The following is a 25439-nucleotide window of genomic DNA, read 5'->3' as shown; positions in this document are numbered from 1 at the left end:
CCCTTGACCGGGTGTGCGGCTTTTTTGTTTTTGTATTTCCCGATCGCCGCCAATGACCGATTTGTTTGCCGCCCACACCATTGATCAACTCGCACCGGCGCATCTGGCCGTGCTGCACGCGCTGGCCTTGCTGCCGGCTGGCGAATCCAGGCCCAACCTGCTGACGCTGCTGCAGCTGAACCTGATCCGCGACGAGCAGGGCAAGGCGGTGAACAATGACAAGCTCGGCGAGATCCTCGGCGATCTGGAGCACCAGGGCTGGGTCGTGCGCACCGCCGGCCTGCCGTACCGCATCGCGGCGGGCGCGCGCAATACCGTGCTGCTGCAGCTGCTGCACGACCGCCAGGAGCGCACCGCCTGGGACGAGCTGCTGACCGAGCACCTGTCGATGTCGCCGGCGGCGCGCGGCAAGCCGGACCTCGCGCAGATCCAGCTGCGGCTGTGGCTGGCGATCCTGCACGGCCAGGTCGGCGCGGCGCAGGACTGGCTGCAGCGCTACCAGCAGGCGGCGGCACTGCACAGCGGCAGCCTGCCGCAGGCGCCGTTCAAGCGCCTGTTCGCCAATGCCGCCGGACGCCAGCTGTTCGACCAGCTGGTCGACGACATCCAGGTGCTGCTGCTGCTGGACTACCTGCCGGAGGCCAACTACCGCTTCGATACCTTCCGCGAGGGTTACCGCTACGCGCTGTCGCGGCTGGACGACGGCTACCGCGACTGGGACCAGCTCACCAGCCTGCTGATGCTGCAGTTCCTGTGGCGCGGCGACATCCAGCGCCTGCTGCAGGAGGCCGCCGCTGGCGAGGGCTTTGCCATCAGCAGCCTGTTCTTTTTGCACACCGTGTCCGGCCGTTACGGCGAGGCCCTGGCCACGCTGCAGCAGTGGCTGGACGAGCTGAAGGAGCAGACGCAGAAACGCAAGATCGAGCTGCCGGCCGACCTCAACGCCTTCCACTGCATCGCGCTGCTGGGCAGCCCGGACAGCCCGCAGCGCAGCAGCGCGCTGAAGCAGGCGATCAGCAGCGGCATCCGCCAGCACTTCGGCCACAGCTACTACGTGTTGCAGCATCTGGTGCTGCAGCACGAGGGCGGCGCCATCAGCAACAACCTGACCTTGCCGGACGCCTCGACGCTGACCGGCGTCGACGGCCTGCTGCTGGCGCTGGCGATGTACTGGCTGGACGTGAAACAGGCGCGCACGCCGCAGTGGCAGGCGGCGCTGCAGAACTTCCGCGAACAGATGCAGGACGAGGGCTACCTGTGGGTGGCCGCCGAGCTGGACGCCCTGCTGGCGGCGCAGTTCGGCCAGCCGCGGCTGCAGCCGGAGTGGCACCGCCAGCACCGGCTGAAGCCGCTGCTGGAAGCGTTCCAGCGCCAGGAAGCGTGGCAGCAGGCGCTGCACGCGCTGCGCCAGCTCGGCCCCAACAAGAGCGAGAGCCGCAGCACGGCGGTGCAGGGCCAGACGCGGCTGGCGTGGCTGCTCAGCGCCGGCGCTCACGGCGTGATGCTGGAAGCGCGCGAGCAGAAGCGCTCGGCCAAGAACCAGTGGAGCCGCGGCCGCACCGTGTCGTGGCGCCGCCTGTTCGACGGCGACGACAGCCTCGACTACCTGCTGCCGCAGGACCAGCAGATCATCAAGGTGCTGCGCGCGCAGCACGAGCACCACTACCACGCCAGCAGCATCTACGAGATCGACGCCGAAAAGGCGCTGCCGCAGCTGATCGGCCATCCGGCGGTGTACTGGAGCGACGCGCCGGATGTCGGCATCGACATCGTCGCCGGCAGCGTGGCGCTGCAACTGCAGGAAAGCGGCGAGCTGATCCGCATCAAGCTGGTGCCGGGCAAGATCGCGCCGGACAGCGAGATCGTGTGGGACAAGGCGACGCCGACGCGGTTGGCGGTGTACAGCATCAGCAAGGAAGTGCGCCAGATCGCCACCATCCTCGGCAAGGAGCTGACCGTGCCGCGTGCGGCCAAGGCGCAATTGCTGGAGGCGGTGCGCGACATCGCGCCGCTGGTGCCGGTGCACACCGACATGCCGGAGCTGGCGGCGCACATCGACAGCGTGCCGGCCGACGGCCGCATCTACGCCCACCTGCTGCCGCTGAGCGAGGGGCTGCGCCTGCAACTGCTGGTGCGGCCGCTGCCGGGTGGCAACTGGTGCAAGCCCGGCGCCGGGTTGGAGAACATCGTCGGCGACAGCGACGGCAAGGCGATCCAGACTCGTCGCAACCTGAAAAAGGAACAGAAGGCGCTGAAGAGCGTGCTGGCCGCCTGTCCGCTGCTGGCCGCCAGCGACAACGACGGCCAGGAGTGGCTGCTGGCCGAGCCGCAGGCGGCGCTGGAAGTGCTATCCGAACTGCAGGCGCTGGACAGCGCGCTGCTGGAGTGCGTGTGGCCGGAAGGCGAGCGCCTGCGCATCAAGTCGCGCCGCGGCCTGACGCAGCTGAGCCTGGGCATCAAGCAGCAGGGCGACTGGTTCGTGCTGAATGGCGCGCTAAAGCTGGACGACGGCCGCGTGCTGCAACTGCGTGACCTGCTGGAGCTGATGCGCGACACGCCGGGGCGCTTCCTCAAGCTTGGCGACGACGACTGGCTGGCGCTGACCGAGGCGATGAAGAAGCGGCTGGAAGAACTGGCGCTGCTGGCCGACCACGTTGGCCGCGACGGCCTGCGCGTGTCGGCGCTGGCCGCCGCGCAGCTGGCGGAGCTGGCCGGCGAGGTCGGCGATTTCGACGCCGACGACGCGTGGCAGGCGCAGGCCGAGCGCCTGCAGTCGCTGCAGGCATTCCAGCCGCAGCTGCCGTCCACGCTGCAGGCCGAGCTGCGCGACTACCAGCGCGACGGCTACGACTGGATGGCGCGGCTGGCGCACTGGGGCGTCGGCGCCTGTCTCGCCGACGACATGGGTCTGGGCAAGACGGTGCAGACGCTGGCGCTGCTGCTGGCGCGCGCGCCGGGCGGGCCGCAGCTGGTGGTGGCACCGACCTCGGTGGCGCTGAACTGGTTGTCGGAAGCGGCGCGTTTCGCGCCGACGCTGAAGGTGCGCCCGTATCACCAGTTCCGCTCGCTGGTCGACCTCGGGCCGCTGGATCTGGTGGTGGTCAGCTACGGCCTGCTGCAGCAGGACGCCGCCGCCTTTGCCGCCATCGAATGGCAAAGCGTGGTGCTGGACGAGGCGCAGGCGATCAAGAACGCCGGCACCAAGCGCGCGCAGGCGGTGATGGACCTGCAGGCCGGCTTCCGCCTGGCGGCCAGCGGCACGCCGGTAGAAAACCACCTCGGCGAGCTGTGGAGCCTGTTCCGCTTCCTCAACCCCGGCCTGCTCGGCAGCCAGGAACGCTTCGCGCAGCGCTTCGGCAACCCGATCGAGCGCGGCGACAAGGGCGCGAAAAAGGCGCTCAAGGCGCTGATCCAGCCCTTCATCCTGCGCCGCACCAAGACCCAGGTGCTGGACGAGCTGCCGCCGCGCACCGAGATCACACGCAAGGTGCCGCTGTCGGCCGACGAGCTGCACCTGTACGAGGCGATGCGGCAGCAGGCGGTGGCCAAGCTGGACGAGCTGAAGGGGGCCGACGGCAAGCAGATGCAGGTGCTGGCCGAGATCACCAAGCTGCGCCGATTCTGCTGCCATCCGCAGCTGGTGCTGAAGGACAGCACCATCGCCGGCAGCAAGCTGGCGGCGTTTGCCGACATCGCCGACGAACTGCTGGAAAACGGCCACAAGGCGCTGGTGTTCAGCCAGTTTGTCGACCACCTGTCGCTGGTGCGCCAGCATCTGGACGCGCGCGGTGTCGCCTACCAGTATCTGGACGGCACCACCCCGGCCAAGGCGCGCAAGGAGCGCGTCGACGCCTTCCAGCGCGGCGAGGGCGACATCTTCCTGATCAGCCTGAAGGCCGGCGGTACCGGCCTCAACCTGACCGCCGCCGACTACGTGATCCACCTCGACCCGTGGTGGAACCCGGCGGTGGAAGACCAGGCCTCCGATCGCGCCTACCGCATGGGGCAGCAGCGGCCGGTGACCATCTACCGGCTGGTGGCGGAGCACACCATCGAGGAGCAGATCGTGGCGCTGCACGCGGCCAAGCGCGACCTCGCCGACAGCCTGCTGGAAGGCGGCGACGTCAGCGCGCGGCTGGATGCCGACGCGTTGCTGGCGCTGCTCAAGGGCGCCTGAGCGCCTGTTCACGATCTGCTGCGCTTCGTGAAACGTTGCGCGGTGAGTACGGCTTCGGCATGCTGGTTTATATCTGGATAAACGCCGCTTCCTCAGCCGTTTTCGCCTTGTCTCGCGTGAGCGCGCGAGATCGTGGACTGGCTCTGAGATGGCGGGCGCCGGCCTGCCGGCACCACCATGCATTGGGCATTGACCTTGCTTGCGCTGGATCAAATCGGGGGGCGTTGGCCGGCGTAGCATGAAATCGACCGCCTGTTTCAGGCAACGACCCACCCACAAGGAGCCTGCCCATGTTTCCAGAATTCCGCGACCTGATTTCCCAGCTGAAAACCGAAGACAGCCGCTTCAGCCGTCTGTTCGACAAGCACAACGAGCTTGATCAGCAGATCAAGAACATGGAAGCGCACATCACCCCGGCCACGCCGCTGGAGATCGAGACCCTGAAAAAGGAAAAGCTGCAGCTGAAGGACGAGCTGTACGTGATCCTGAAGAGTGCCTCGGTCAGCGCCGGCTGATCGCTGCCGACCATGAAAAAACCGCCTGATGCACAGGCGGTTTTTTTTATGGCTGGCCGGCGACTTAAGCAGCCAGTGCCGCCAGCAGCGTGTCCGGCTGGCTGTGGCCGTCCAGCAGCAGGCGGATGCGGTTGAAGGTGGTACTGGCCAGCTGCGGGTGCTTGGCAAACGGCACCAGGCCGTCGTGCGGCCAGCCGGCGGCCAGCAGCACCTGCTTACGGAAGGTACTGCCGGCGACGCCGCCGCCGCCCATCTGCATCAGCTGCTGTTCGATCAGTGTGTGCGGAAACGGGGTGCGGCGCAGGGTGCTGAAGTGATCGGGGTGCACTGCTTCGTCAAAGGCCATGTCTGCTCCTTGGTGGCTTGTCATTGTCATTGCATTGAACACGCGATGGTCGCCGCCGGCAAGCGTTGTCGCAGCCGGCGGCCGCGACACGGACTGCGCAGGCGGTTGCGGCCAGGCTTGTGCGGCGCAGGCTGATGTAGTTTTACGCTTACGTAACTTAAGGCTTACGTCACCAGTGTTACCGGATTTTTTTGTTTTTCGTGCAACAAATCCCTGTTTGTCGCGCAAAAACTTGGTGTTGTTTGCGTTTTGGCAGGCCGGGATGAACCTCGCCGACTACAAATCGGCGACAATGGCGGACTCAGCTGTCCCCCTCTGTCCATCCCTGTTGTCGAGGTTTGTCATGTCGCTGCAAGCACCGTCCTATATTCAGCATTCCGAACTCATCGCCTGGGTTGCCCAAGTGGCTGCCCTGACCAAACCGGCCGCCATTCACTGGGTGGATGGTTCGGCAGAAGAAAACGAGCAGTTGCTGGCGCAAATGGTCAAGGCCGGTACCCTGACCCGCCTCAACCCGGCCAAGCGCGCCAATTCCTACGCCGCCTTCTCCGATCCGTCCGACGTGGCGCGGGTGGAAGACCGCACCTATGTCTGCAGCGCGCACAAGGCCGACGCCGGCCCCAACAACAACTGGATGGCGCCGGACGAGATGCGCGGCACGCTGAACGGCCTGTTCGACGGCTGCATGGCCGGTCGCACCATGTACGTGATTCCGTTCAGCATGGGCCCGCTCGGTAGTCCGATCGCGCACATCGGCATCGAGATCACCGATTCGCCGTACGTGGTGGCGTCGATGCGCATCATGACGCGCATGGGCCGTGCGGTGTACGAGGTGCTGGGCAAGGATGGCGCCTTCGTGCCGTGCGTGCACTCGGTGGGCGCGCCGCTGGCCGCCGGAGCGGCCGACAAGCCGTGGCCGTGCAACCCGGACACCAAGTACATCGTGCACTTCCCGGAATCGCGCGAGATCTGGTCCTACGGCTCCGGCTACGGCGGCAACGCGCTGCTGGGCAAGAAGTGCTTCGCGCTGCGCATCGCCTCCACCATGGGCCGCGACCAGGGCTGGCTGGCCGAACACATGCTGATCCTCGGCGTGGAAAGCCCGCAAGGCGAGAAGTCCTACGTCGCGGCGGCCTTCCCCAGCGCCTGCGGCAAGACCAACTTCGCGATGCTGATCCCGCCCAAGAGCTACAACGGCTGGAAGGTCAGCACCGTCGGCGACGACATCGCCTGGATCAAGCCGGGTGCCGACGGCAAGCTGTACGCGATCAACCCGGAAAACGGCTACTTCGGCGTGGCGCCGGGCACCTCGGTGAAATCCAACCCCAACGCGATGGCGATGCTGCACGAGAACGTGATCTTCACCAACGTGGCGCTGACCGATGACGGCGACGTGTGGTGGGAAGGCATGAGCAAGGAAGCACCGGCACACCTCACCGACTGGCAGGGCCAGGACTGGACGCCGGAAATCGGCAAGCAGACCGGGCGCAAGGCGGCACACCCGAACGCGCGCTTCACCGTGGCCGCCACCCAGTGCCCGTCGCTGGACGCGGCGTGGAACGACCCGGCCGGGGTGCCGATCTCGGCCTTCATCTTCGGCGGCCGCCGCTCTTCCACCGTGCCGCTGGTGTTCCAGGCCGCCGGCTGGGCCGAGGGCGTGTACATGGCGGCGACCATGGGTTCGGAAACCACCGCCGCCGCCTTTGGCGCGCAGGGTGTCACCCGCCGCGACCCGTTCGCGATGCTGCCGTTCTGTGGCTACCACATGGGCGACTATTTCCAGCACTGGCTGGACATCGGCCAGCGCGTCAGCCAGGCACCGGGCATCTTCTGCGTCAACTGGTTCCGTACCGACAAGGACGGCAAATTCCTGTGGCCGGGCTTCGGCGACAACATGCGCGTGCTGGAGTGGATCGTCGGCCGCGTGCAGGGCCGCGCCGCGGCGGTGTCCGGCCCGCTGGGCTGGGTGCCGGAACACGGCGACCTGAACTGGGAAGGGCTGGACGAAGTCACTGCCGAGCGCTTTGCCGCGCTGATGGCGCTGGACCACGCCACCTGGCAGCACGAGCTGGCGGCGCACGACGAATGGTTCGCCAAGTTGGCCGACCGCCTGCCGCCGGCACTGGCGGCGCAGCGTACCCGCCTCAGCGCGGCGCTGATCGCCTGACGCACGGCCTTACTGCGCAAAACGGCTGCCCGCGGGCAGCCGTTTTTGTTTGCGGCCAACCTTGGCCGGCTGCGCTACAGTGCGATAAAGATGTTGCGCATTAATACGCTTAACGCTATTGTCATTAGCCCGTTTTATAACCTGTACTGGCATAACCTTGCTGTTATGTCGGGAAAAGGAGTGTTCTTTATGCTGTCATGGTTCGAAAGCCGGGTGAATCCGTATCCGGAAACCCCGCCCGCGCAACCGCCGCAAGGCTTCTTCCCCTTCATCTGGGCGGCCACCGCCGGCACGCGGCCGCTGATCCTGGCGATGACCACGCTCACCGCCTGCATCGGCGCCTTCGAGGCGCTGCTGTTCTCCATGCTCGGCTCGGTGGTGGACTGGCTGGGCAAGGTGCCGCCGGCGCTGCTGTGGCAGGAGCAGAAGCACAACCTGCTGCTGCTGGCCGGCATCCTGCTGGCCAGCCCGCTGCTGATCGCCTTGCAGGCGATGTGCAAATACCAGGGCCTGGCCGGCAACTTCCCGATGCGCCTGCGCTGGATCTATCACCGCCACCTGCTCGGCCAGAGCATGAGCTTCTACCAGGACGAATTCGCCGGCCGCGTGTCGGCCAAGGTGATGCAGACCGCGCTGGCGGTACGCGACACGGTGATGATCGTCACCGACATTCTGGTGTTCGTGGTGATCTACTTCGTCACCATGATCGCGGTGGTCGGCAGCTTCGATACCGCGTTGCTGTGGCCGTTCATCGGCTGGCTGCTGCTGTACGTGGCGACGCTGGCCTACTTCGTGCCGCGGCTGGGCAAGGCCGCCAGCGCGCAGGCCGACGCGCGCAGCCTGATGACCGGGCGCATCACCGACGCCTACACCAATATCGCCACCGTCAAGCTGTTCTCGCACGGCCAGCGCGAGGCCGGCTTTGCCCGCGGCGCGATGCAGGAATTCCTGCACACAGCCTACCGCCAGATGCGGCTGGTCAGCGGCTTCGAGATCGTCAACCACCTGCTGAGCATGCTGCTGATCGCCAGCACCGCCGGCGCCACGCTGTGGCTGTGGACGCGCGGCGCGGTCGGCGTCGGCGCGGTGGCGGCGGCCACCGCGATGGCGCTGCGCCTGAACGGCATCTCGCACTGGATCATGTGGGAGATGTCCAGCCTGTTCGAGCACATCGGCACGGTGCAGGACGGCATCAACACCCTGTCGCGTGCGGTGGCGATCAAGGACGCGCCGCAGGCGCAGCCGCTCAAGGTTGGCCGTGGCGAGGTGCGCTTCGAGCAGGTCAGCTTCAGCTACGGCGGCACGCGCACGGTGATCGACGAGCTGTCGCTGACCATCCGCCCCGGCGAGAAGATCGGCCTCGTCGGTCGCAGCGGCGCCGGCAAGTCCACCATCGTCAACCTGCTGCTGCGCTTCTACGACGTGGAACACGGCCGCATCCTGATCGACGGCCAGGACGTCGCGCAGGTGACGCAGGACAGCCTGCGCGCGCAGGTGGGCATGGTGACGCAGGACACCTCGCTGCTGCACCGTTCGGTGCGCGACAACCTGCTGTACGGCCGCAATGACGCCAGCGACGCGCAGATGATCGCCGCCGCCGAGCGCGCCGAGGCGCACGAATTCATCCAGACGCTGACCGATCCGAAAGGGCGCAGCGGCTACGACGCCCACGTCGGCGAGCGCGGCGTGAAGCTGTCCGGTGGCCAGCGGCAGCGGGTGGCCATCGCGCGGGTGATGCTGAAGGACGCGCCGATCCTGCTGCTGGACGAGGCCACCAGCGCGCTGGATTCGGAGGTGGAAGCGGCGATCCAGCGCAGCCTGTACCGGCTGATGGAGGGCAAGACGGTGGTGGCGATCGCGCACCGGCTGTCGACCATCGCGGCGATGGACCGCCTGATCGTGCTGGACAAGGGCCGCATCGTGGAGGAAGGCGACCATGCCAGCCTGCTGGCGCGCGGCGGCCTGTACGCGCGGCTGTGGGCGCACCAGAGCGGCGGCTTCCTCGGCGAGGAGGCGGAGGACGACGAGACGGCGCTCAGCCTGGGTTGAGCTTGGGTTGAGCGCGGCGCAGACCAGAACGGCGGGGTTTCCCCGCCGTTTTGCATGCTGTGCGCTACAGCGCCTGGCCGCTGATCTGTTTCGCCAGCTCGATGGCCTTCAGCGTGGCGGCGACATCCCCCTGCACCCCGGCCTTGGCGTACCAGCGGATCGCGCTTTCCAGGTCGCGGCGCACGCCGTGGCCGTACTCGTACATGCTGGCGATCAGGTATTGCGCGCCGGCGTCGCCCTGTTCCGCGGCCTTCTCATACCAGTAGGCGGCGCGGGCGTAGTCCTGCGGTGCGCCGCGGCCGAGGAAAAACTGGGTGCCGAGGTCGATCTGCGCCACGATCAGGCCGTGGTTGGCGGCGCGGTCGAACCAGTAGGTGGCGCGCGTCAGCGATTTGGGTACCGCGTCGCCGTTTTCGTAGAGGATGCCCAGCGCGTGCTCGGCCTGCGGCAGCTGCTGCTCGGCTGCCTTGCGCAGCCAGTACAGCGCCTTGGGCTTGCTGGTGGCGACGGCCTCGCCGCGCCAGTACAGCATCGCCAGATTGAAGGCGGCGACCCGGTCACCGGCACCGGCCGCTTCCTCGAAGTGCTGGCGCGCGCTGGCCAGCTTGCCGTCGCGGTAGTCCTGCCAGCCGGGCACCGCCGGCGGCTCTGCGGCCAACGCTGGCGTCGAGCCCAGTATCAGGCACAGCAGCAAAGACAGATGTCGCATGGTGTCCCCCTTCCTGTCCGGGCACGGGTGCGTTTGGCAGCGGCGCACGATTCTGCTGCGACCGGATCGCAGCGGGCGACACGGCGTTCAAACAGTGGCGACAGCCGTGTCTGCCAGCAGGCAAACGCCGCTTGCTCAGTCCTTGTCGGCCTGTCGCGCCGTCGCTCGCCAGCTCGTGAACACGCTGTTACAGCCCCCAGCGCCGGTAAATGGCGTCCAGCTTGCCGGCGCGCTGCAGGCGCTGCAGCGCACTGGCAAAGCGTTGTGCCCGCGCGCTGTCGCCCTTGGCGAAGGCGACATAGCGCGGCATTTCCACCAGCGGACGCGGCAGGATGCGTACCTGCTGCTCTGCCCGCTGTTCGCGCACGAAGTGCATCAGCTGCAGGCGGTCGCCGACGATGATGTCGATGCGGCCGGCCAGCAGCATGGCGACCAGCTGGCGCGGATTCTGCGCGCTGCTGTCGCGCACCAGCTCGAAACTGTCAAAGGCGGCCTCGTAGGCATAGCCGCTGACCTGGCCGACGACATACGGCCTCAGGTCGTCCAGCCGGCGCCAGTCGGCCAGCGGCAGCTTGCGCGTGGTCATGAACACGGTGGCGCCGCTGCGCAGCGGGCCGACCAGCTCGTACTGCGCCTTGCGCTCCGGCGTGCCGGCGAACTGGAACGCCATCTCGGCATCGCCCAGCGCCAGCATCTGCTTCACCCGCGCCCACGGATACAGCCGCAGCTGGTATTCGATGCCGGCTTCGCGCAGCACCGCCTGCACCACTTCCACGTCCAGCCCGCGCGGCTGCGGGTCTTCGCCGTACTGGAAACTGTACGGCGCGAACTGCTCGTCGCCGACCACGCGCCAGCCGCCGGCCAGTGCCGGCAGTGCCGCACTCAGCAGCAGGCAGAACAGGAATAAGCGCACAGGCACCTCCGACCGTATCCTGATTTCATGCTAGACCATGGCCGGCACAATGCCCGCGTCAGCGGATCTTGTTCCAGTTGGCGATCGCTTCCTTGCGATTGTCGGCCTGCGAGCCGATCGCCGAGCAGGTGCCCTGGCCGGCGTAACGCGAGCACTGCACCCAGAAACGGCGCGAGCCGGCTTTGACCACCTCGGCGGGGGCGCCGCATTTGTGGCAGGGCTTGGGGGTAACGGGCGTGAGGTCGCTCATGTTCGGCTCGCTGGATAAGGGAAAGGGACGGCGATGATACCGCAAAGCCTGCGGCCAACGTGGCCGGCTGTTAAGCTGCTTACTTCACTGTAGTCAGGGATGGCAGATGATGCATGGCGACACGGCAGCACGCATGACCCCGCAGGCCTTTCAGGCACTGATCGACGAGGCGCTGCCGCTGTGCGCGCTGTTCGGCATCCGCTGCGAGCACATCGGCTACGGCCGGGCCCGGCTGCGCATGCAGTTCAATCCGGCGCAGATCCGCCCCGGCGGCACCGTCGCCGGGCCGGCGCTGATGGCGATTGCCGACGCCACGCTGTACGCGGTGGTGCTGGGCATGATCGGCCCGGTGGAGCTGGCGGTGACCACCAGCCTCAACATCAATTTCCTGCGCAAGCCGCCGCCGGCGGACATCATCGCCGAAGGCCGCATCCTCAAGCTGGGGCAGCGGCTGGCGGTGGGCGAGGTGCTACTGTACTCCGACGGCGCCGCCGAGCCGGTGGCGCACGTCAGCGGCACCTACTCCATTCCGCCACGCTGAGCGCAAAAAAACCGCCCCTGGCGCAGGGCGGCAGGGGCGGTGGTGGTAGCGCTGACGGCTTACTGCTTGATCGGGTCGATGGCGATTTCGACGCGGCGGTTCCTGGCGCGGCCTTCGGCAGTACCGTTATCGGCTACCGGCTGGCTTGCGGCGTAGCCGACGCTGCGGATGCGCGCGGCGGCGACGCCACGCTGCTGCAGCACGCTGGCCACGGCGGCGGCACGGCGCTCGGACAAGCTCTGGTTCAGCGCCTGGCTGCCGGTGCTATCGGTATGGCCGGCCACTACCATGGTGGTGTCGGCGTACTGTGCCAGCACGCCGGCTACGTCACCCAGCGTCTTCACCGCGCCGCTGCCCAGCGTGGCGCTGCCGGTGGCAAAGGTGATGTTTTCCGGCATCACCAGCTTGATCTGGTCGCCGACGCGCTGCACCTGCACCTGGCTGTTGGCCAGTTTTTCGCGCAGCAGTTTTTCCTGGTAGTCCATGTAGGCGCCGACACCGGCACCCAGTGCGCCGCAGGCCAGTGCCGAGTTGCGTGCGCCTTTGCCGCCATGGGTCAGCGCGCCGACGATACCGCAGGCAGCGGCGGCGCCGAGGCCGTAGGTGGCGGTCTTGCTCATTTCATTCTGGCCGGTTTGCGGATTGACTGCACAACCGGTAACGGCGACGGCGAGGCTGGCGATGGCCAGCGATTTGATGGAAAGCTTCACGGTAGTTCCTTTGCAAGCAAGGGTTTCAACAGGTGGGCGCCCGATACGTGCCGGGCGCTGGTTATGACCCGGTTGGTGGCAAGGACCGGTGTGTGGCTCTGCGGCCAACCTTGGTTTTAGCACGTGCGACTAAAAATTGCCGCGACGTGACTCGTGTGCATACGGGCGTTTTACCACGGCCGCCAGGCGGTCGCAGCAAAAAATGCGGCGCGCCAGCCGGGCGCGCCGCGTTTCGATGGCAATGGCTTGCGCTGCTTCAGTGCAGGCCGAGCATGCTTTTCGCCACCGCTTCGGCGATGCGGATGCCGTCGACGCCGGCCGACAGGATGCCGCCGGCGTAACCGGCGCCTTCGCCGGCCGGATACAGGCCGCGTACGTTCAGGCTTTGCAGGTCGTCGCCACGGGTGATGCGCAGCGGCGAGCTGGTGCGCGTCTCCAGCCCGGTCAGTACCGCGTCGTGCATCGCGTAGCCGCGGATCTGGCGGTCGAAGGCCGGCAGCGCCTCGCGCATCGCCTCCACCGCGTACGGCGGCAGGATGCTGGCGAGATCGCTCATCTTCACCCCCGGTTTGTACGATGGCTCCACTTCACCCAGTTGCGTCGACGGCTTGCCGGCGAGGAAGTCGCCGACCAGCTGCGCCGGCGCCTCGTAGTTCTCGCCGCCGAGCTTGAATGCCAGCTCTTCCAGCTGGCGCTGCAGCGCGATGCCGGCCAGCGGGCCGTCGCCCGGATAGTCTTCCGGCGTGATGCTGACCACCAGCGCCGAGTTGGCGTTGCGCTCGTTACGCGAATACTGGCTCATGCCGTTGGTGACCAGGCGCCCCGGCTCGGACGCGGCGGCGACCACGGTGCCGCCCGGGCACATGCAGAAGCTGTACACCGCGCGGCCGTTCTTGGCGTGGTGCACCAGCTTGTAGTCGGCGGCGCCGAGGATAGGGTGGCCGGCGTGCTTGCCGTGGCGGGCCTTGTCGATCAGCGACTGCGGGTGCTCGATGCGGCAGCCGATGGAGAACGGCTTGGCCTCCATGTACACGCCGCGCGCGTGCAGCATCTCGAAGGTGTCGCGCGCGCTGTGACCCAGCGCCATCACCACGTGGTCGGACAGCAGCTGTTCGCCGTTTTCCAGCACCACGCCGCGCAGCTGGCGCTGCTCGCCGTCGCCCTCCAGCAGGACGTCGGTGACCTTGTGCTCGAAGCGAATCTCGCCGCCCAGCTCGATGATGGTGGCGCGCATCTTCTCCACCATCGTCACCAGCTTGAAGGTGCCGATGTGCGGCTTGGCGACGTAGACGATCTCTTCCGGCGCGCCGGCCTTGACGAACTCGGCTATGACCTTGCGGCCGAGGTAGCGCGGGTCCTTGATCTGGCTGTACAGCTTGCCGTCGGAGAAGGTGCCGGCGCCGCCCTCGCCGTACTGCACGTTGGATTCCGGGTTCAGCACGTTCTTGCGCCACAGGCCCCAGGTGTCCTTGGTGCGCTGGCGCACTTCCTTGCCGCGCTCCAGCACGATGGGCCTGAAGCCCATCTGCGCCAGGATCAGCGCGGCGAAGATGCCGCAGGGGCCGAAACCGACCACCAGCGGCCGGCACGGCAGCGTCGCCGGCGCCTGGCCGACGTAGTAGTAGTTCATGTCCGGTGTGGCGCCGACGTGCGGGTCGCCCTTGAACTTCTTCAGCAGCGCGTCTTCGCTGGCGATGTCCAGATCGACGATGTAGATCAGCTGCTGCGAGGAGCGGCGCGCGTCGTAGCTGCGCTTGAAAACGGTGAGCGCGCGGATGGCGCTGTCGGGCACGCCGAGGCGGTCACAGACCGCTTCGCGCAGCGCGGAGTCATGGTGGTCAAGCGGCAGCTTGATTTCGGCGAGTCGCAACATAATCGGGCTTTCATGGGCGGCGGGTAGTGCCGCAAATCGTTGTCAAATCAACAGGGTGCGTATTGTAGGCGAGCGGCGCGCGGGTGTCAGCCGCAAGCTTGGCCGCAGGCCTTGCGGCCAACCCTGTGCGTCAGCGTTCCAGCTCGCGCGCGGTCAGCCACAGCCGGGTGTCGAATTCCAGCTGGTGGTAATCGGGCAGCATGTGGCAGCACAGCTGGTAGAACGCCTTGTCGTGGTTCTTTTCTTTCAGGTGCGCGAGCTCGTGCACCACGATCATCTGCAGGAACGGCTCCGGCGCCTCGCGGAACAGGGTGGCGATGCGGATCTCGTTCTTCGACTTCAACTTGCCGCCCTGCACCCGCGACACGAAGGCGTTGGTGCCCAGCGTGCCGTTGACCGGGTGCATGTTGTTGTCGTACTGCACCTTGGCCAGCGGCGGCGCGTTCTTCAGGTAGCGCTGTTTCAGCGCCATCACGTAGTCGTACAGCGCGCGGTCGGTGGTGGCGTCGTGGCGCTCGGGATAGCGGCGGGTAATCCACTGGCCGAGCTGGCCCTGGTCCAGCAGCGCGCGCACCTTGTCCAGCAGTTCGGCGGGATAGGCTTGCAGATAACTTAGCGGCTGGCTCATGAGGGTAGCGTTCGGTCACGGACGGTGGAAACAGGGACAGCGCCCGGCGGGCGCTGTCGGATAGCGGCGAAGGCGTGCTTAAACGTGCAGCAGCACCATTTTCAGTGGCGGCTTGCCGTCAAAGGACGGGAAGTCGGCTTCCGGAGAGATCCACTCCACGTCGCGTACGGTGCGGCCGGCTTTTTCCGCGCTGCGCTTGAGCTGGTCCAGCCAGGCATCGGCGTCCACCTGCGCCACGTTGTTGCAGCAGATGATGATGCCGCCTTCGGCGGTGGCCAGCAGCGACGGCTTGAACAACGCCGCGTAGTCGTTGATCAGGTCGACGACGCCGAACGGGCTCTTGGCGTAACGCGGCGGATCAAGGAACACCAGATCGAACTGGCGCGCTTCCAGCGGCTGGAACGGAGGCATTTTCTTGCCGCGTACCATCTTGGCCTGGCCGAGGCCGGACAGCTGGCGGATGGCCGGGAAGAAGTCGCTCTGCACGCAACGCGGACGGGTGGCCAGGGTGTTGAGCTTGGCGTTGCCGCGCGCCACACGCAGGCTGGATTCGGCGAAGTCCACGTTCATCACGAAGCTGGCACCGGCCTTGGCAGCGGCCACGCCGACACCGCCGGTGTAGGCGAACAGGTTGAGCACACTCTTGCCTTCGGCCAGCTGCATCACGCGGCGGCGGCCGGCGCGCAGGTCGAGGAACAGCCACGGGTCCTGGCCGTCGTGACGCGCCTCGAAGTGGTAGTTCACGCCCAGCTCGCTGATCACGCGCGGCTGTTGCGCCTCGGCCAGTTCGGCTTCCGGCAGCGGGTTGCCGATGCGCGAATTGCTGCCGCTGCGGTCGTTGTACACCGCGTGCAGGCCCAGCGGCGCGTAGTGGTCGAGGATGGTCTGGTGCTCTTCGTCGCTGAGCGGGGTGTGGAAGGTCTGGATCAGCAGCACATCGCCGTAACGGTCGATGGTGAGGCCGTCGCGGCCTTCGACGCTGCCGTGAAACAGGCGGTAGGCATTGGTGTTTTCGTCGTGCAGTTGCGCCAGCAGCGCGGTGCGCTGGGCATCGGCGGCTTGCAGCAGGGGCAGCAGTGTGGACATGGCTTCTCGCAATTCCTGAAAAAAGTGCGGCCGGTGGTCATCTTGCCCCGGCCGAGAATGGCGGAATTGTACGCTGATACCACCACCGCTGTCGCAGCCGGTGTGGCGTCGCCGCAACCCGCCGCCACATATTGCGGCCAACCTTGGTAGGAATGTGTTCACGATCTCGCAAGCTAGAGCGAGACAAGGCGAAAACGGCTGAGGAAGCGGAGTTTACAAGTCGTAAATGAGCATTCCGAAGCCGTTTTTAACGCGGTATCGCCGAAGCGCAGCAGATCGTGAACAGGTTCTCAGGCCAGCCACCACAGCGCCAGCGCCACGGCCGCCGGCATGGCCTGCACCAGCAGGATCTTGCGGCTGGCGGTGGCGGCGCCGAACACGCCGGCGACGATCACGCAGCCGAGGAAGAACGGCGCGATGGCGGCCGGACTGCCCGGCAGCAGGCTCCAGAGGAGGCCGGCGGCGAGAAAGCCGTTGTACAGTCCCTGGTTGGCGGCCAGCACGCGGCTGGCGGCGGCGAATTCCGGCGTCAGGCCGAAGGCGCGGCGCCCGGCCGGGCGCGTCCACAAGAACATTTCCAGCACCATGATCCAGACATGGAGCAGCGCGACCACGGCGATGGCAATACTGGCGGCGAGCGTCATGACGGCTCCGTTCAGGCGGCGCTTTGCGGCAACGGCAGCGCGGCAAAATCGGCGCTGCGCGGCAAGGCGGCGAGGATGGTGGCCAGTGCCGGCGGCGGTGCGATCAGCTTGCGGCTGCGCAGGTCCAGCCAGGCGCCGGCCACCTCGTACACCGCGGCCAGGGTGCCGTCCGCCTTGCGCATCTCCTGACGAAGGTGCCAGCGGCTGTTGTCCGGACTGGCGGCGGCGATCAGCACATTGATATCCAGCCGTTCCCCCAGGTTCACCTCGCGGCGATAATCGGTGCTTTCGCGGAACAGCACCGGGCCGAAGCCCTGGCGTTTGAATTCGTCGGCGCCGAAGCCGGCCGCCTGCAGCCACTCCAGCCGGGTGTGGGTGCACAGGTCGGCGTAGGCGCTGTGGCGCATGTGCTGGTTGGCGTCGATATCGGCCCAGCGTACCTCGACGACTTTGCTGAATGCGGTCATGAGTGTGATTCCTAAAATAGAACGATCGTGCTATTTTGCACGAAGACAGCAGCAAGGCAAGCGGTGATGACGAAAAAGGCGGCAACGAGAGAGGCAATTCTGCAACAGGCACTGGCGCTGGCCAGTCAGGTCGGCGTCAGCGGGCTGACCATCGGCAGCCTGGCGGCGGCCAGCGGCCTGTCGAAAAGCGGGCTGTTTGCTCATTTCGGCAGCAAGGAGGCGTTGCAGCTGGCGGTGGTGCAGGCGGCGCAGGCGCAGTTCGTCGCCGAGACGGTGCAGCCGGCGCTGGCGTTGCCGCGCGGCATGGCGCGGCTGACGGCGCTGTTCGACGGCTGGCTGGGTCGCATGGAACAGGGCCGCTATCCCGGCGGCTGTCCGCTGCTGGCGGCGGCCTATGAATTCGACGACCAGCCCGGCGCGGTGCGCGAGGCGCTGGTCGCCGGCCAGCGCTGGCAGCGCGAGACGCTGCAGCGGTTGCTGCAGCAGGCCTGCGACGCCGGCGAGCTGGCGGAAGATTGCGATGTGGCGCTACTGGCCTTCATGCTGTTCGGGCTGGTGCAGAGCGCGCACCACGACCAGCAGTTGCTGGACAGCGCCGACGGCGTGGCGCTGGCGCGGCGCGGTTTTGCGCGGCTGATGGCGACGCACGCTGCCGGCTGAGGGTCAGCGTTCGCTGCTGCCGTACAGCCGCTGCGGCGTTACCGCGACGCTGCCTTTTTCCGACGACAGCCACAGCGTGCCGTCCTGCACCGTGGCATTCAGCTGCATGCTGCGCTCGCACAGCGCAGCCAGCTCGGCCAGCGTTTCCGGCGCGATGCTGAAGATGTTGAGGTGGTCGAAGCGGCCAACCTTGCCTTCCATGCCCTGCCACCAGATGTCGGCGGCGCGGCCGCCGTAGGTGTACAGCCACACCCTGGCGGCGCGGCCGCAGGCCTTGCGCAGCCGCTTCTCGTCCGGCTCGCCCAGCTCGATCCACTGTTCGATCTCGTCGCTGAAATTCTTGTGCCACAGGTCCGGCTCGTCGTCGTCGCTGATGCCGCGGGTGAAGGCCATGTATTCGCCGGCGTGCAGCGCGAACACCGCGATGCGCAGCATCATGCGTTCGATGGTTTCCGACGGGTGCTGCGCGATGGTCAGGCTATGGCTGTCGTAATAGCCGCGATCCATGTCGGAAATGGTGAGATCGGCTTTGTAGATGGTGGCTTTCAGTGCCATGGCGGGCTTTCGCTGGGGAAGGTTTCGGTCAAGGCCGGCAGTGTACCGCTTTTGCCCCGCCAGCGCCCGTGGCGGCGGGTATTATTGCCGCTTGGCGACAGCATCTGCTTACGATAGGCTGCTATGCAACGCAAAATGGCGCCGCCAGGGGTAAATATGACGTTGTTCCGCAATTTCATGCTCTTGCTGCTGCTGGCATGGTCGCTGCCGGCGCTGGCCGGCGACGCGCCACTGCGGGTGCGCTTTTCCAACCAGGCCTACCCGCCGTTCATGGGCGAGCAGCTGCCGCGCGGCGGCATCCTGTCGGCGGTGGTGAGCGAGGTGTTCCGCCGCGGCAATGTCAGCGTCCGCTACGACTGGTATCCCAACCATCGTGCCATCCAGCTGGCGCGCAATGGCGATGTTGACGGCAGCCTCGGCTGGACGCCGAACGAGGAGCGGCTGCGCGACCTGCTGTTTTCCGAGCCGGTGATGCCGTTCCGCATGGTGCTGTTCCAGCGCGCCGGCGAAAGCTATCCGTGGCAGACGCTGGCCGATCTCGCGCCCTACCGTTTCGGCATCACCGCCGGCAATTTCTATTCCGATGCCTTCAGCAGCCTGCAGCAGCAGGGCGTGCTCAAGGTCGACATCGCCAGCGACGACGGCAGCAACCTGCGCAAGCTGCTGGCCGGCCGCATCGATCTGTTCCCGATGGAGTGGGAGGCCGGGCAGCTGCTGGCACGCAGCACGCTGCGGCAGTCGCAGGCGCGGCAGCTGGTGCCGCAGGCACGCGAGTACTGGACCACGCCGCTGTGCGTGGTGGTGTCGCGCAAGCATCCGCAGGCGGCGGAGCTGATCGCCCGCTTCAACCGCGAGCTGCGCAAGATGCGCGACAGCGGCGAGCTGGCGCGGCTGGTCGCGCAGACGCGGCAGCAGGTGTACGCCCGTCTCGGCGTCGGCTGACTTGGCGCCGCTAGCTAAACCCCTGATCCTGCGTTGCGCCTCCTTGCCGTACGACGGGTACTGTCTGCGTCGGCGCGCCCTGGCTCGGGTGCGCTGCGAGGTCTTGTTGGCGGCGCTTATTGCCGCTGTGCCATGCGCGCCGCCAGCTGCCGCTGTTCGCCGTCGCCGGCCTGCAGCGCGGCGATCACCGCGGCCACGTCTTCCGGTTTGCGGTTCTGGCTCAGTTTTTCCTTCACCTCCCAGCGCGTGACGCGCAGCCGGAAACCGACGATGGCGCGCTGCATCGCCGCCAGCGCCGCGACCGGTATCGCCGCCGGCGTCCAGCCGTCGGCGCCTTCGAAACGGGCGGCCAGTTGCGTGAGCAGCGTGGCCAGCTCGTCGCCGCTGACCGCCTCGGCCTGGCCGTGGGCGTGCGCCACGCGGTAGTTCCAGGTCGGCACCATGCCGGGGGTGACGTACCAGCGCGGCGACACGTAGCCATGCTCGCCGTGGAAGATGGCGACGCTGGGTGCGCTCAGCAGCGCGGCGCTGTGGCCGTTGGCGGCGGCGAGGTGGCCGAGCAGGCAGTCGGGGTGGTGCGGATCGGGCAGCAACACCAGGTGGCTGAGCCACGGCGTGTCCTGCTGCTGGGTCAGCAGCGTGGCAAACGGAAACTCGGCGGCGAGATTGCGGCCAACGTTGGCCGCGGCGGCAAAGGACGGGGGCTGGTACAAGGGCATGGCTGGCTCCGGGCTTGGGATTGGCCCTGATGTTGCTGCCCGGCTGGCTCCTTGCCCAGTGCCACTTTCTGCCGCTGCCAAGGAGCCAGTCCAGTGCGGCGGACAAGGCCTCGCCGCGTACCTGCACCAAGGCGCGTCGCCGCAGCCGGGACAACAGGCCCGCCAGGGCGGCGCCACGCCGGATCAGGGAACGCGGCGTAAAAAAAGCCAGCACCGGCAAGGCCGGGGCTGGCAATCATCATCAGAGGGGAATAAGCGGCGGCTCAGTCCACTTCGTCGAACGGCAGGCCGACGTAGTTTTCGGCGATGGTCTTCAGCCCGGCCGGCGAGCTGGTGTAGTAGTCGTAGTCGGTGCGCTGCATGCGCTTGTCGAAGGCGTCGGCGTCCGGGAAGTCGTGCAGCAGGGTGGTCATGAACCAGGAGAAGCGCTCGGCCTTCCAGATACGGCGCAGGGCCAGCTCGGAGTATTTCTCCAGCAGGTCGGTACGGCCTTCCTGGTACACCTTCACCAGGATGCGGTACAGGTAGCACACGTCGGAGGCGGCCAGGTTCAGGCCCTTGGCGCCGGTCGGCGGCACGATGTGGGCGGCGTCGCCGACCAGGAACAGCTTGCCGTACTGCATCGGCTCCACCACGTAGCTGCGCAGCGGGGCGATGCTTTTCTCCAGCGACGGGCCGGTCACCAGCTTGTCGGCCACGTCCTGCGGCAGCCGGGTTTTCAGTTCGTCCCAGAAGCGTTCGTCGGACCAGTCTTCCACCTTGTCGGTCAGCGGCACCTGCAGGTAGTAGCGGCTGCGGGTTGCCGAGCGCTGGCTGCACAGCACGAAACCGCGCTCGTGCTGCGCGTAGATCAGCTCGTCGTTCACCGGCGGGGTGTCAGACAGCAGGCCCAGCCAGCCGAACGGGTACACGCGTTCGTAGTGGCTGAGCACCTCGGCCGGAATGCTCTTGCGCGACACGCCGTGGAAGCCGTCGCAGCCGGCGATGTAGTCGCAGTCCAGGCGCACGGTTTCGCCGTTTTTCTCGAAGGTGATGTAGGGCTTTTCGCCCTTGAGCTCGTGCGGCTGCACATTCTCGGCCTGGTAGATGGTGGTGGCGCCGCTGGCGGTGCGCGCTTCCATCAGGTCGCGGGTGACTTCGGTCTGGCCGTACACCACCACGGTGTCGCCGCCGGTGAGTTCCTTCAGGTCGATGCGGTCGCGGCGGCCGTTGTAGATCAGCTCGATGCCGTCGTGCACCAAGCCTTCGCGGTCCATGCGCTCGGCGACGCCGGCCTCGCGCATCATGTTGACCATGCCCTGCTCCAGCACGCCGGCGCGGATGCGGCCCAGCACGTAATCCGGGGTCTGGCGTTCCAGAATGATGTTGTCGATGCCGGCCTTGTGCAGCAATTGGCCCAGCAGCAGGCCGGACGGGCCGGCGCCGATGATGGCGACTTGTGTTTTCATGATCGCGTTCCTCTTGTGTTGCTTTTTGCTGTGTATAGCCCAGCGCTCTGGCTGGTGTGACGGTATTTTTGGTCAGCAGCGGGCGACATAACAGGCAATTTCAGGTAAAAAAACAGGACTTTTCGCAGAAGCGCATGGGAAATATGATGTTGCAGCCCAGCAGGGACATTCCGGTATTCAAGCTGTATGGCGAGGGCGCGGCGTGGCCGACGCCGGACCTGCTGCACTGTGAAAGCATCTCCAGCCGCAGCCAGCGCCACGGCTGGGAGATCGACCAGCACCGCCACGCCGACCTGTACCAGCTGCTGTACGTGCGCCGCGGCCCGGCGACGCTGTTCATCGAGGAGCACTGCACGCCGGTGGCGGTGCCGGTGATCCAGGTGGTGCCGGCGATGTGCGTGCACGGTTTCCAGTTTCACGACAGCATCGACGGCTACATCATCACCCTCGCTGCGCCGCTGGTGGCGTGGCTGCAGGAGTGCCTGGCCAACTGCCCGCCGCTGCTGCAGCAGCCGGGCTGCTACGCCGCCGATGCCGAGCTGGACGCGCTGTTCCTCGCCATCGCCCGCGAATACGCGACCCCCGCCGCCGGCCGCGACGTGCTGCTGCGCTCGCTGATGTGCGCGCTGGTGGTGCTGCTCAGCCGGCAGCTGCCGCAGGTGGCCGCCAGCGAAGACCGCCCCGACCGCGGCCAGCCGCAGCTGGTGAAATTCTCGGCGCTGGTGGAACAGCACTACGCCGCGCACTGGCCGGTCAGCCGCTACGCGCGGCAGCTGGGCGTCACCAGCGCCTATCTCAACAGCGTCTGCCGCCGCCTGACCGGGCACAGCGCGCTGCAGATCGTGCACCAGCGCCAGCTGCTGGAGGCGAAGCGCAACCTGATCTACACCGTGCTGACGGTGAGCCAGATCGCCGATGTGCTGGGTTTTGCCGAGCCGGCCTACTTCATCCGCTTCTTCCGCCGCCTCACCGGCGTCACCCCGCGCGTGTTCCGCCAGCGTGGCGGCGTGGTGCCGGCGCTGCCCGCGACGGCGGCAAAGCGTCATAATGGCGGCTCCGCCCCGGCAAGCGAGCACACCTCTTGAGCAAATACGGCACCATCGTCCAGCACGTCATCGACAGCATCGAACACGGCAGCTACCAGGCCGGCGATGCGCTGCCCTCGCTGCGCCAGCTGGTGGCGCAGCACGCGGTCAGCCTCAATACCGCGCGTCGCGCCTACTACGAGCTGGAGCGGCTGGGCTATGTCGAGGCGCACGCCCGCAGCGGCTACGTGGTCGCCGCCGGCGCGCTGCACGGCGCCGACAGGTTGGCCGCACCGCTGGGCGCGCCGTTCATCGACACCGCGCTGTACGACACCCGGCCGCTGACGCACGCCTTCATCGGCGCCATGCGCCGCTACGACCAGGCGCTGGCCGAGCCGGCGCTGGCCGGGCTGCCCGCGCTGCGGCGCCAGATCGCACAGCAGGCGCACGCCGAGGGCTGGCGGCTGCAGGCCGACGACGTGCTGGTGACCTGCGGTGGCATGGAGGCGCTGTCGCTGGCGATCGCCGCGGTCACCCACGGTATCGCCGACCCCTGCGTCGCGGTGTTGCTGCCGGCGTTTCCCGGCCTGCTCGGCTGGCTGGGCGAGCACGGCGTGCGCGTGCTGCCGCTGGTGGCGGATGCCGACGACCGCCTGCCGCTGGCGGCGCTGGCGCAGGCGCTGGCCGCCGGCGAGGTGCACGCTATCGCGCTGATGAGCGCGTTCTGCCACCCGCACGGCCGCTCGCTGCCGGCAGCCAGCCAGCAGGCGCTGCTGGCGCTGGCGCAGCAGTACGACGTGCCGCTGATCGAGGACGACGCCTATCGCCATCTCGGTTTTGCCGACGCGGTGCCGCAGCCGCTGAAAGCGCTGGACCACGACGGCCGCGTGCTGTTGTGCAGCACCTTTTCCAAGTCGCTGGCGCCGGGCTACCGCGTCGGCTGGCTGGCGCCGGGGCGCTACGCCGACATCGTGCGCCGGCTGAAACTGGCGCACACGCTGGCGTCACCGCTGCCCAACCAGCTGGCGTTGGCGGAGCTGCTGGCCGGCGGCCGCCACCTGCCGCTGCTGGCGCGCCTGCGCGGCCAGCTGGCGCAAAAGGTGCGCGCACTGGAGGCGGCGTTGCAGCCACGGCTGCCGGACGGCGTGGTGCTGCGCGCGGCGGAGGGCGGCTATTTCGTGTGGCTGGAACAGCTGCCGTGCGACAGCGTGCAGCTGGCGGCCGACGCCGAGCGTGAGGGCATCGTGCTGGCGCCCGGCACCCTGTGTCTGCCGGGCGAGGCCGGCCGTCGCGCGCTGCGGCTGAACGCCAGCTATTTCGATCCGCTGCGGCAGCAGGCGGCGCTGGACTGGCTGGCGCGCGCGCTGCGGCAGGGCTGAGCGCTGCGGCCAACCTTGTCGCCGTTTACGGCATCAGCAGCCGAGCTTCCTCGTGCAGCACCTGGCTCGGGTCGTCGAGGTTGACGATGCGCACGCTGACGGTGTGGCTGCCGCTGGGCAGCAGCGCCGGATCGGCGACCAGCGCGACGTTGAAGCTGGTGACGCTGTCGCCGGCCACCTGCAGCGGCGGTGCCTCCACCCGCACCAGCCCGGCGCTTTCCACCTGCAGCTGGTAGCGGCGGCTGTCGCGCTCGGTGTTCATGATGCGCACGTTGTAGACGTTCTCGATGTAGCCGTCGTTGCTCTCGCGCTGCATCACCGCGCGGTCGCGCAGGATGTCGACCTTGAACGGCACCCGCAGCGCGAGGCCGGTGGCCGACAGCGCGACGATGGCCAGCAGCAGGCCGCTGTAGACCAGCGCGCGCGGCCGCTGCCGCAGCGACGGCAGCGGCTGCTGTTGTTCCATCGCGTGCTGGGTGCTGAAGCGGATCAGGCCGCGCGCCTGGCCGGTCTTGTCCATCACCTCGTCGCAGACGTCGATGCAGGCGGCACAGCCGATGCACTCGTACTGCAAGCCTTCGCGGATGTCGATGCCGGTCGGGCACACCTGCACGCACAGCCCGCAATCGACGCAGGCGCCCTGCGGCTTGTCATCGCGGCCAACGTTGGCCGCAATCGGGATGATGGCGTGCTGCTTGCGTCGCGCGCCGCGCGGTTCGCCGCGCTTGTCGTCGTAGGCCACCAGCAGCGTGTCGCGGTCGAACATCGCACCCTGGAAGCGGGCGTACGGGCACATGTGCTTGCAGACCTGCTCGCGCAGCACGCCGGCCAGCAGCCAGGTAAAGCCGCCGTAGCTGAGCGCGAACAGCGCCTCCCACACCCCGATGTGGCCGGCGCCGAGGTTGGCCGCCAGCTCGCGCATCGGCGTGAAATAGCCGACCAGGGTCAGGCCGGTCCACAGCGAAAACGCGGCCATCAGCAGCTGCGTGCTGCCCTTGCGCAGCACTTTTTCCGCGCCCCACGGTGCGGCGTCGCGCTTGCGGCGCTGGTTGGGCGGGCCTTCCACCCAGCGCTCGATCCAGATCATGATCTCGGTGTACACCGTCTGCGGACAGGAAAAGCCGCACCACAGCCGCCCGGCCAGCATCGTCCACAGGAACAGCCCCAGCGCCGCCACGATCAGCGCCGCCGCCAGGTAGATGAAGTCCTGCGGCAGCAGGGTGAGGCCGAACAGGTACAGGCGCATGCTGTCGAAATCGAAGCGCGTCGCCTGCTGTCCGTCCCAGTTCAGCCACGGCAGGCCGAAGTAGAGCAGCTGGGTGATGACGACGAAGGCGACGCGCAGGGTGTTGAAACGGCCGCCGGTGAGGCGCGGGTAGACTTTGCTGGAGACGAAGTGCAGGGGCGTTGCCATGATGCGGACCCAAAGAGAAACGATGCCCGAGCTTAGGCGGCGTGCCTCGGTGGCAACAGGCACAGAGCGGCGCGATCGGCAGGACACAGCCGTGCCGGCGGCAAGCAGGTTTGACGTGGATCAGACGGAACGCTGCGGCCAACGTTGGCCGCAGGTCCCGGAACGGGTTCACGATCTCGCGCGCTCACGCGGGACAAGGCGAAAACGGCTGAGGAAGCGGCG

At 67.4% G+C, this 25439-nt stretch carries 23 protein-coding genes; 9 read left to right on the top strand and 14 right to left on the bottom strand.

The window, feature by feature from the left end; all coding sequences use genetic code 11:
- Positions 1 to 52 precede the first annotated feature (52 nt).
- Both C8E02_RS07720 and C8E02_RS07715 read left to right on the top strand, forming a co-directional pair.
- On the top strand, positions 53 to 4177 hold the full coding sequence (locus C8E02_RS07720) for a DEAD/DEAH box helicase (RefSeq protein ID WP_120810334.1): 4125 nt from the start codon (positions 53 to 55) through the stop codon (positions 4175 to 4177).
- Between the two features lie 290 nt (positions 4178 to 4467).
- Positions 4468 to 4692 carry an HP1242/YdcH family protein gene (locus tag C8E02_RS07715; protein ID WP_047968488.1) on the top strand — a complete coding sequence of 75 codons (225 nt, stop codon included), beginning with the start codon at positions 4468 to 4470 and terminating at the stop codon, positions 4690 to 4692.
- Between the two features lie 64 nt (positions 4693 to 4756).
- Here the strand turns inward: C8E02_RS07715 and C8E02_RS07710 are convergent, their stop codons facing one another.
- Positions 4757 to 5038, bottom strand: coding sequence for a hypothetical protein (locus C8E02_RS07710; protein ID WP_047968510.1), 282 nt, complete (start codon positions 5036 to 5038; stop codon positions 4757 to 4759).
- A gap of 343 nt (positions 5039 to 5381) precedes the next feature.
- On the opposite strand from C8E02_RS07710, the gene C8E02_RS07705 reads away from it, so the two are divergent.
- Positions 5382 to 7205 carry a phosphoenolpyruvate carboxykinase (GTP) gene (locus tag C8E02_RS07705; protein ID WP_047968509.1) on the top strand — a complete coding sequence of 608 codons (1824 nt, stop codon included), beginning with the start codon at positions 5382 to 5384 and terminating at the stop codon, positions 7203 to 7205.
- A 189-nt stretch (positions 7206 to 7394) separates the two neighbouring features.
- Positions 7395 to 9254: an ABC transporter ATP-binding protein gene (locus C8E02_RS07700; RefSeq protein ID WP_120810333.1), complete on the top strand. Its 1860-nt coding sequence runs from the start codon at positions 7395 to 7397 to the stop codon at positions 9252 to 9254.
- A 64-nt stretch (positions 9255 to 9318) separates the two neighbouring features.
- Here C8E02_RS07700 and C8E02_RS07695 read toward each other — a convergent pair whose 3' ends face one another.
- The 3 genes from C8E02_RS07695 to C8E02_RS07685 all read right to left on the bottom strand — a co-directional run bounded on the left by C8E02_RS07695 (position 9319) and on the right by C8E02_RS07685 (position 11126).
- On the bottom strand, positions 9319 to 9963 hold the full coding sequence (locus C8E02_RS07695; protein WP_047968145.1) for a tetratricopeptide repeat protein: 645 nt from the start codon (positions 9961 to 9963) through the stop codon (positions 9319 to 9321).
- A 187-nt stretch (positions 9964 to 10150) separates the two neighbouring features.
- A complete protein-coding gene (locus C8E02_RS07690) occupies positions 10151 to 10876 on the bottom strand; it encodes a substrate-binding periplasmic protein (RefSeq protein WP_047968151.1) in 726 nt (241 codons plus the stop codon).
- 58 nt (positions 10877 to 10934) lie between these two features.
- A complete protein-coding gene (locus tag C8E02_RS07685) occupies positions 10935 to 11126 on the bottom strand; it encodes a Lar family restriction alleviation protein (RefSeq protein WP_047968144.1) in 192 nt (63 codons plus the stop codon).
- 106 nt (positions 11127 to 11232) lie between these two features.
- Here C8E02_RS07685 and C8E02_RS07680 point away from each other — a divergent pair, with 106 nt between their 5' ends.
- Entirely contained in the window at positions 11233 to 11667 is a 435-nt protein-coding gene (locus tag C8E02_RS07680; RefSeq protein WP_245961100.1) for a PaaI family thioesterase, read from the top strand.
- Positions 11668 to 11726: 59 nt separating this feature from the next.
- Here the strand turns inward: C8E02_RS07680 and C8E02_RS07675 are convergent, their stop codons facing one another.
- From C8E02_RS07675 to C8E02_RS07650, 6 genes are all read right to left on the bottom strand, one after another.
- Positions 11727 to 12377 (bottom strand): YiaD family glycine zipper/OmpA-like lipoprotein, encoded by a 651-nt coding sequence (locus C8E02_RS07675; RefSeq protein ID WP_245961099.1) that lies wholly within the window; start codon positions 12375 to 12377, stop codon positions 11727 to 11729.
- A gap of 256 nt (positions 12378 to 12633) precedes the next feature.
- On the bottom strand, positions 12634 to 14250 hold the full coding sequence (locus C8E02_RS07670) for an NAD(P)/FAD-dependent oxidoreductase (RefSeq protein WP_120810332.1): 1617 nt from the start codon (positions 14248 to 14250) through the stop codon (positions 12634 to 12636).
- Positions 14251 to 14380: 130 nt separating this feature from the next.
- Positions 14381 to 14878 carry a M48 family metallopeptidase gene (locus tag C8E02_RS07665; RefSeq protein ID WP_120810331.1) on the bottom strand — a complete coding sequence of 166 codons (498 nt, stop codon included), beginning with the start codon at positions 14876 to 14878 and terminating at the stop codon, positions 14381 to 14383.
- Between the two features lie 78 nt (positions 14879 to 14956).
- Complete coding sequence (locus C8E02_RS07660) at positions 14957 to 15964, bottom strand: class I SAM-dependent rRNA methyltransferase (protein ID WP_120810330.1); 1008 nt, start codon at positions 15962 to 15964, stop codon at positions 14957 to 14959.
- Between the two features lie 290 nt (positions 15965 to 16254).
- Positions 16255 to 16608: a DUF1304 domain-containing protein gene (locus C8E02_RS07655; protein ID WP_120810329.1), complete on the bottom strand. Its 354-nt coding sequence runs from the start codon at positions 16606 to 16608 to the stop codon at positions 16255 to 16257.
- Positions 16609 to 16619: 11 nt separating this feature from the next.
- Positions 16620 to 17075, bottom strand: coding sequence for an acyl-CoA thioesterase (locus C8E02_RS07650; RefSeq protein ID WP_120810328.1), 456 nt, complete (start codon positions 17073 to 17075; stop codon positions 16620 to 16622).
- A 66-nt stretch (positions 17076 to 17141) separates the two neighbouring features.
- Here C8E02_RS07650 and C8E02_RS07645 point away from each other — a divergent pair, with 66 nt between their 5' ends.
- Positions 17142 to 17735, top strand: coding sequence for a TetR/AcrR family transcriptional regulator (locus tag C8E02_RS07645; protein ID WP_120810327.1), 594 nt, complete (start codon positions 17142 to 17144; stop codon positions 17733 to 17735).
- A 3-nt stretch (positions 17736 to 17738) separates the two neighbouring features.
- Here C8E02_RS07645 and C8E02_RS07640 read toward each other — a convergent pair whose 3' ends face one another.
- Positions 17739 to 18290, bottom strand: coding sequence for a YaeQ family protein (locus C8E02_RS07640; RefSeq protein ID WP_120810326.1), 552 nt, complete (start codon positions 18288 to 18290; stop codon positions 17739 to 17741).
- A gap of 156 nt (positions 18291 to 18446) precedes the next feature.
- Between C8E02_RS07640 and C8E02_RS07635 the strand changes: the two genes are divergently transcribed.
- Positions 18447 to 19232: a substrate-binding periplasmic protein gene (locus C8E02_RS07635; protein ID WP_047968135.1), complete on the top strand. Its 786-nt coding sequence runs from the start codon at positions 18447 to 18449 to the stop codon at positions 19230 to 19232.
- Positions 19233 to 19348: 116 nt separating this feature from the next.
- Here the strand turns inward: C8E02_RS07635 and C8E02_RS07630 are convergent, their stop codons facing one another.
- Both C8E02_RS07630 and pobA read right to left on the bottom strand, forming a co-directional pair.
- On the bottom strand, positions 19349 to 19951 hold the full coding sequence (locus tag C8E02_RS07630; RefSeq protein ID WP_120810325.1) for an FMN-binding negative transcriptional regulator: 603 nt from the start codon (positions 19949 to 19951) through the stop codon (positions 19349 to 19351).
- A gap of 263 nt (positions 19952 to 20214) precedes the next feature.
- Positions 20215 to 21399 carry a 4-hydroxybenzoate 3-monooxygenase gene (gene pobA, locus C8E02_RS07625; protein WP_120810324.1) on the bottom strand — a complete coding sequence of 395 codons (1185 nt, stop codon included), beginning with the start codon at positions 21397 to 21399 and terminating at the stop codon, positions 20215 to 20217.
- 143 nt (positions 21400 to 21542) lie between these two features.
- On the opposite strand from pobA, the gene C8E02_RS07620 reads away from it, so the two are divergent.
- Both C8E02_RS07620 and C8E02_RS07615 read left to right on the top strand, forming a co-directional pair.
- Positions 21543 to 22484: a helix-turn-helix domain-containing protein gene (locus C8E02_RS07620; protein ID WP_202902793.1), complete on the top strand. Its 942-nt coding sequence runs from the start codon at positions 21543 to 21545 to the stop codon at positions 22482 to 22484.
- Entirely contained in the window at positions 22481 to 23803 is a 1323-nt protein-coding gene (locus tag C8E02_RS07615; protein ID WP_120810323.1) for an aminotransferase-like domain-containing protein, read from the top strand. Before C8E02_RS07620 ends, C8E02_RS07615 begins: the two co-directional genes overlap by 4 nt.
- 25 nt (positions 23804 to 23828) lie before the next feature.
- On the opposite strand, the gene ccoG is transcribed toward C8E02_RS07615, so the two are convergent.
- Positions 23829 to 25217: a cytochrome c oxidase accessory protein CcoG gene (gene ccoG / locus C8E02_RS07610; RefSeq protein WP_120810322.1), complete on the bottom strand. Its 1389-nt coding sequence runs from the start codon at positions 25215 to 25217 to the stop codon at positions 23829 to 23831.
- Positions 25218 to 25439: the final 222 nt, after the last annotated feature.

The organism is Vogesella indigofera (assembly GCF_003633895.1).
GTDB classification, from domain to species: Bacteria; Pseudomonadota; Gammaproteobacteria; order Burkholderiales; family Chromobacteriaceae; genus Vogesella; species Vogesella indigofera.
This window is presented reverse-complemented; position numbering and strand designations above follow the sequence as displayed.

Coding starts and splice junctions, on each gene's coding strand:
- C8E02_RS07720 (WP_120810334.1), top strand. CDS start 53: ATGACCGATTTGTTTGCCGCCCACACCATTGATCAACTCGCACCGGCG.
- C8E02_RS07715 (WP_047968488.1), top strand. CDS start 4,468: ATGTTTCCAGAATTCCGCGACCTGATTTCCCAGCTGAAAACCGAAGAC.
- C8E02_RS07710 (WP_047968510.1), bottom strand. CDS start 5,038: ATGGCCTTTGACGAAGCAGTGCACCCCGATCACTTCAGCACCCTGCGC.
- C8E02_RS07705 (WP_047968509.1), top strand. CDS start 5,382: ATGTCGCTGCAAGCACCGTCCTATATTCAGCATTCCGAACTCATCGCC.
- C8E02_RS07700 (WP_120810333.1), top strand. CDS start 7,395: ATGCTGTCATGGTTCGAAAGCCGGGTGAATCCGTATCCGGAAACCCCG.
- C8E02_RS07695 (WP_047968145.1), bottom strand. CDS start 9,963: ATGCGACATCTGTCTTTGCTGCTGTGCCTGATACTGGGCTCGACGCCA.
- C8E02_RS07685 (WP_047968144.1), bottom strand. CDS start 11,126: ATGAGCGACCTCACGCCCGTTACCCCCAAGCCCTGCCACAAATGCGGC.
- C8E02_RS07680 (WP_245961100.1), top strand. CDS start 11,233: ATGATGCATGGCGACACGGCAGCACGCATGACCCCGCAGGCCTTTCAG.
- C8E02_RS07670 (WP_120810332.1), bottom strand. CDS start 14,250: ATGTTGCGACTCGCCGAAATCAAGCTGCCGCTTGACCACCATGACTCC.
- C8E02_RS07665 (WP_120810331.1), bottom strand. CDS start 14,878: ATGAGCCAGCCGCTAAGTTATCTGCAAGCCTATCCCGCCGAACTGCTG.
- C8E02_RS07660 (WP_120810330.1), bottom strand. CDS start 15,964: ATGTCCACACTGCTGCCCCTGCTGCAAGCCGCCGATGCCCAGCGCACC.
- C8E02_RS07655 (WP_120810329.1), bottom strand. CDS start 16,608: ATGACGCTCGCCGCCAGTATTGCCATCGCCGTGGTCGCGCTGCTCCAT.
- C8E02_RS07650 (WP_120810328.1), bottom strand. CDS start 17,075: ATGACCGCATTCAGCAAAGTCGTCGAGGTACGCTGGGCCGATATCGAC.
- C8E02_RS07645 (WP_120810327.1), top strand. CDS start 17,142: ATGACGAAAAAGGCGGCAACGAGAGAGGCAATTCTGCAACAGGCACTG.
- C8E02_RS07640 (WP_120810326.1), bottom strand. CDS start 18,290: ATGGCACTGAAAGCCACCATCTACAAAGCCGATCTCACCATTTCCGAC.
- C8E02_RS07635 (WP_047968135.1), top strand. CDS start 18,447: ATGACGTTGTTCCGCAATTTCATGCTCTTGCTGCTGCTGGCATGGTCG.
- C8E02_RS07630 (WP_120810325.1), bottom strand. CDS start 19,951: ATGCCCTTGTACCAGCCCCCGTCCTTTGCCGCCGCGGCCAACGTTGGC.
- pobA (WP_120810324.1), bottom strand. CDS start 21,399: ATGAAAACACAAGTCGCCATCATCGGCGCCGGCCCGTCCGGCCTGCTG.
- C8E02_RS07620 (WP_202902793.1), top strand. CDS start 21,543: ATGATGTTGCAGCCCAGCAGGGACATTCCGGTATTCAAGCTGTATGGC.
- ccoG (WP_120810322.1), bottom strand. CDS start 25,217: ATGGCAACGCCCCTGCACTTCGTCTCCAGCAAAGTCTACCCGCGCCTC.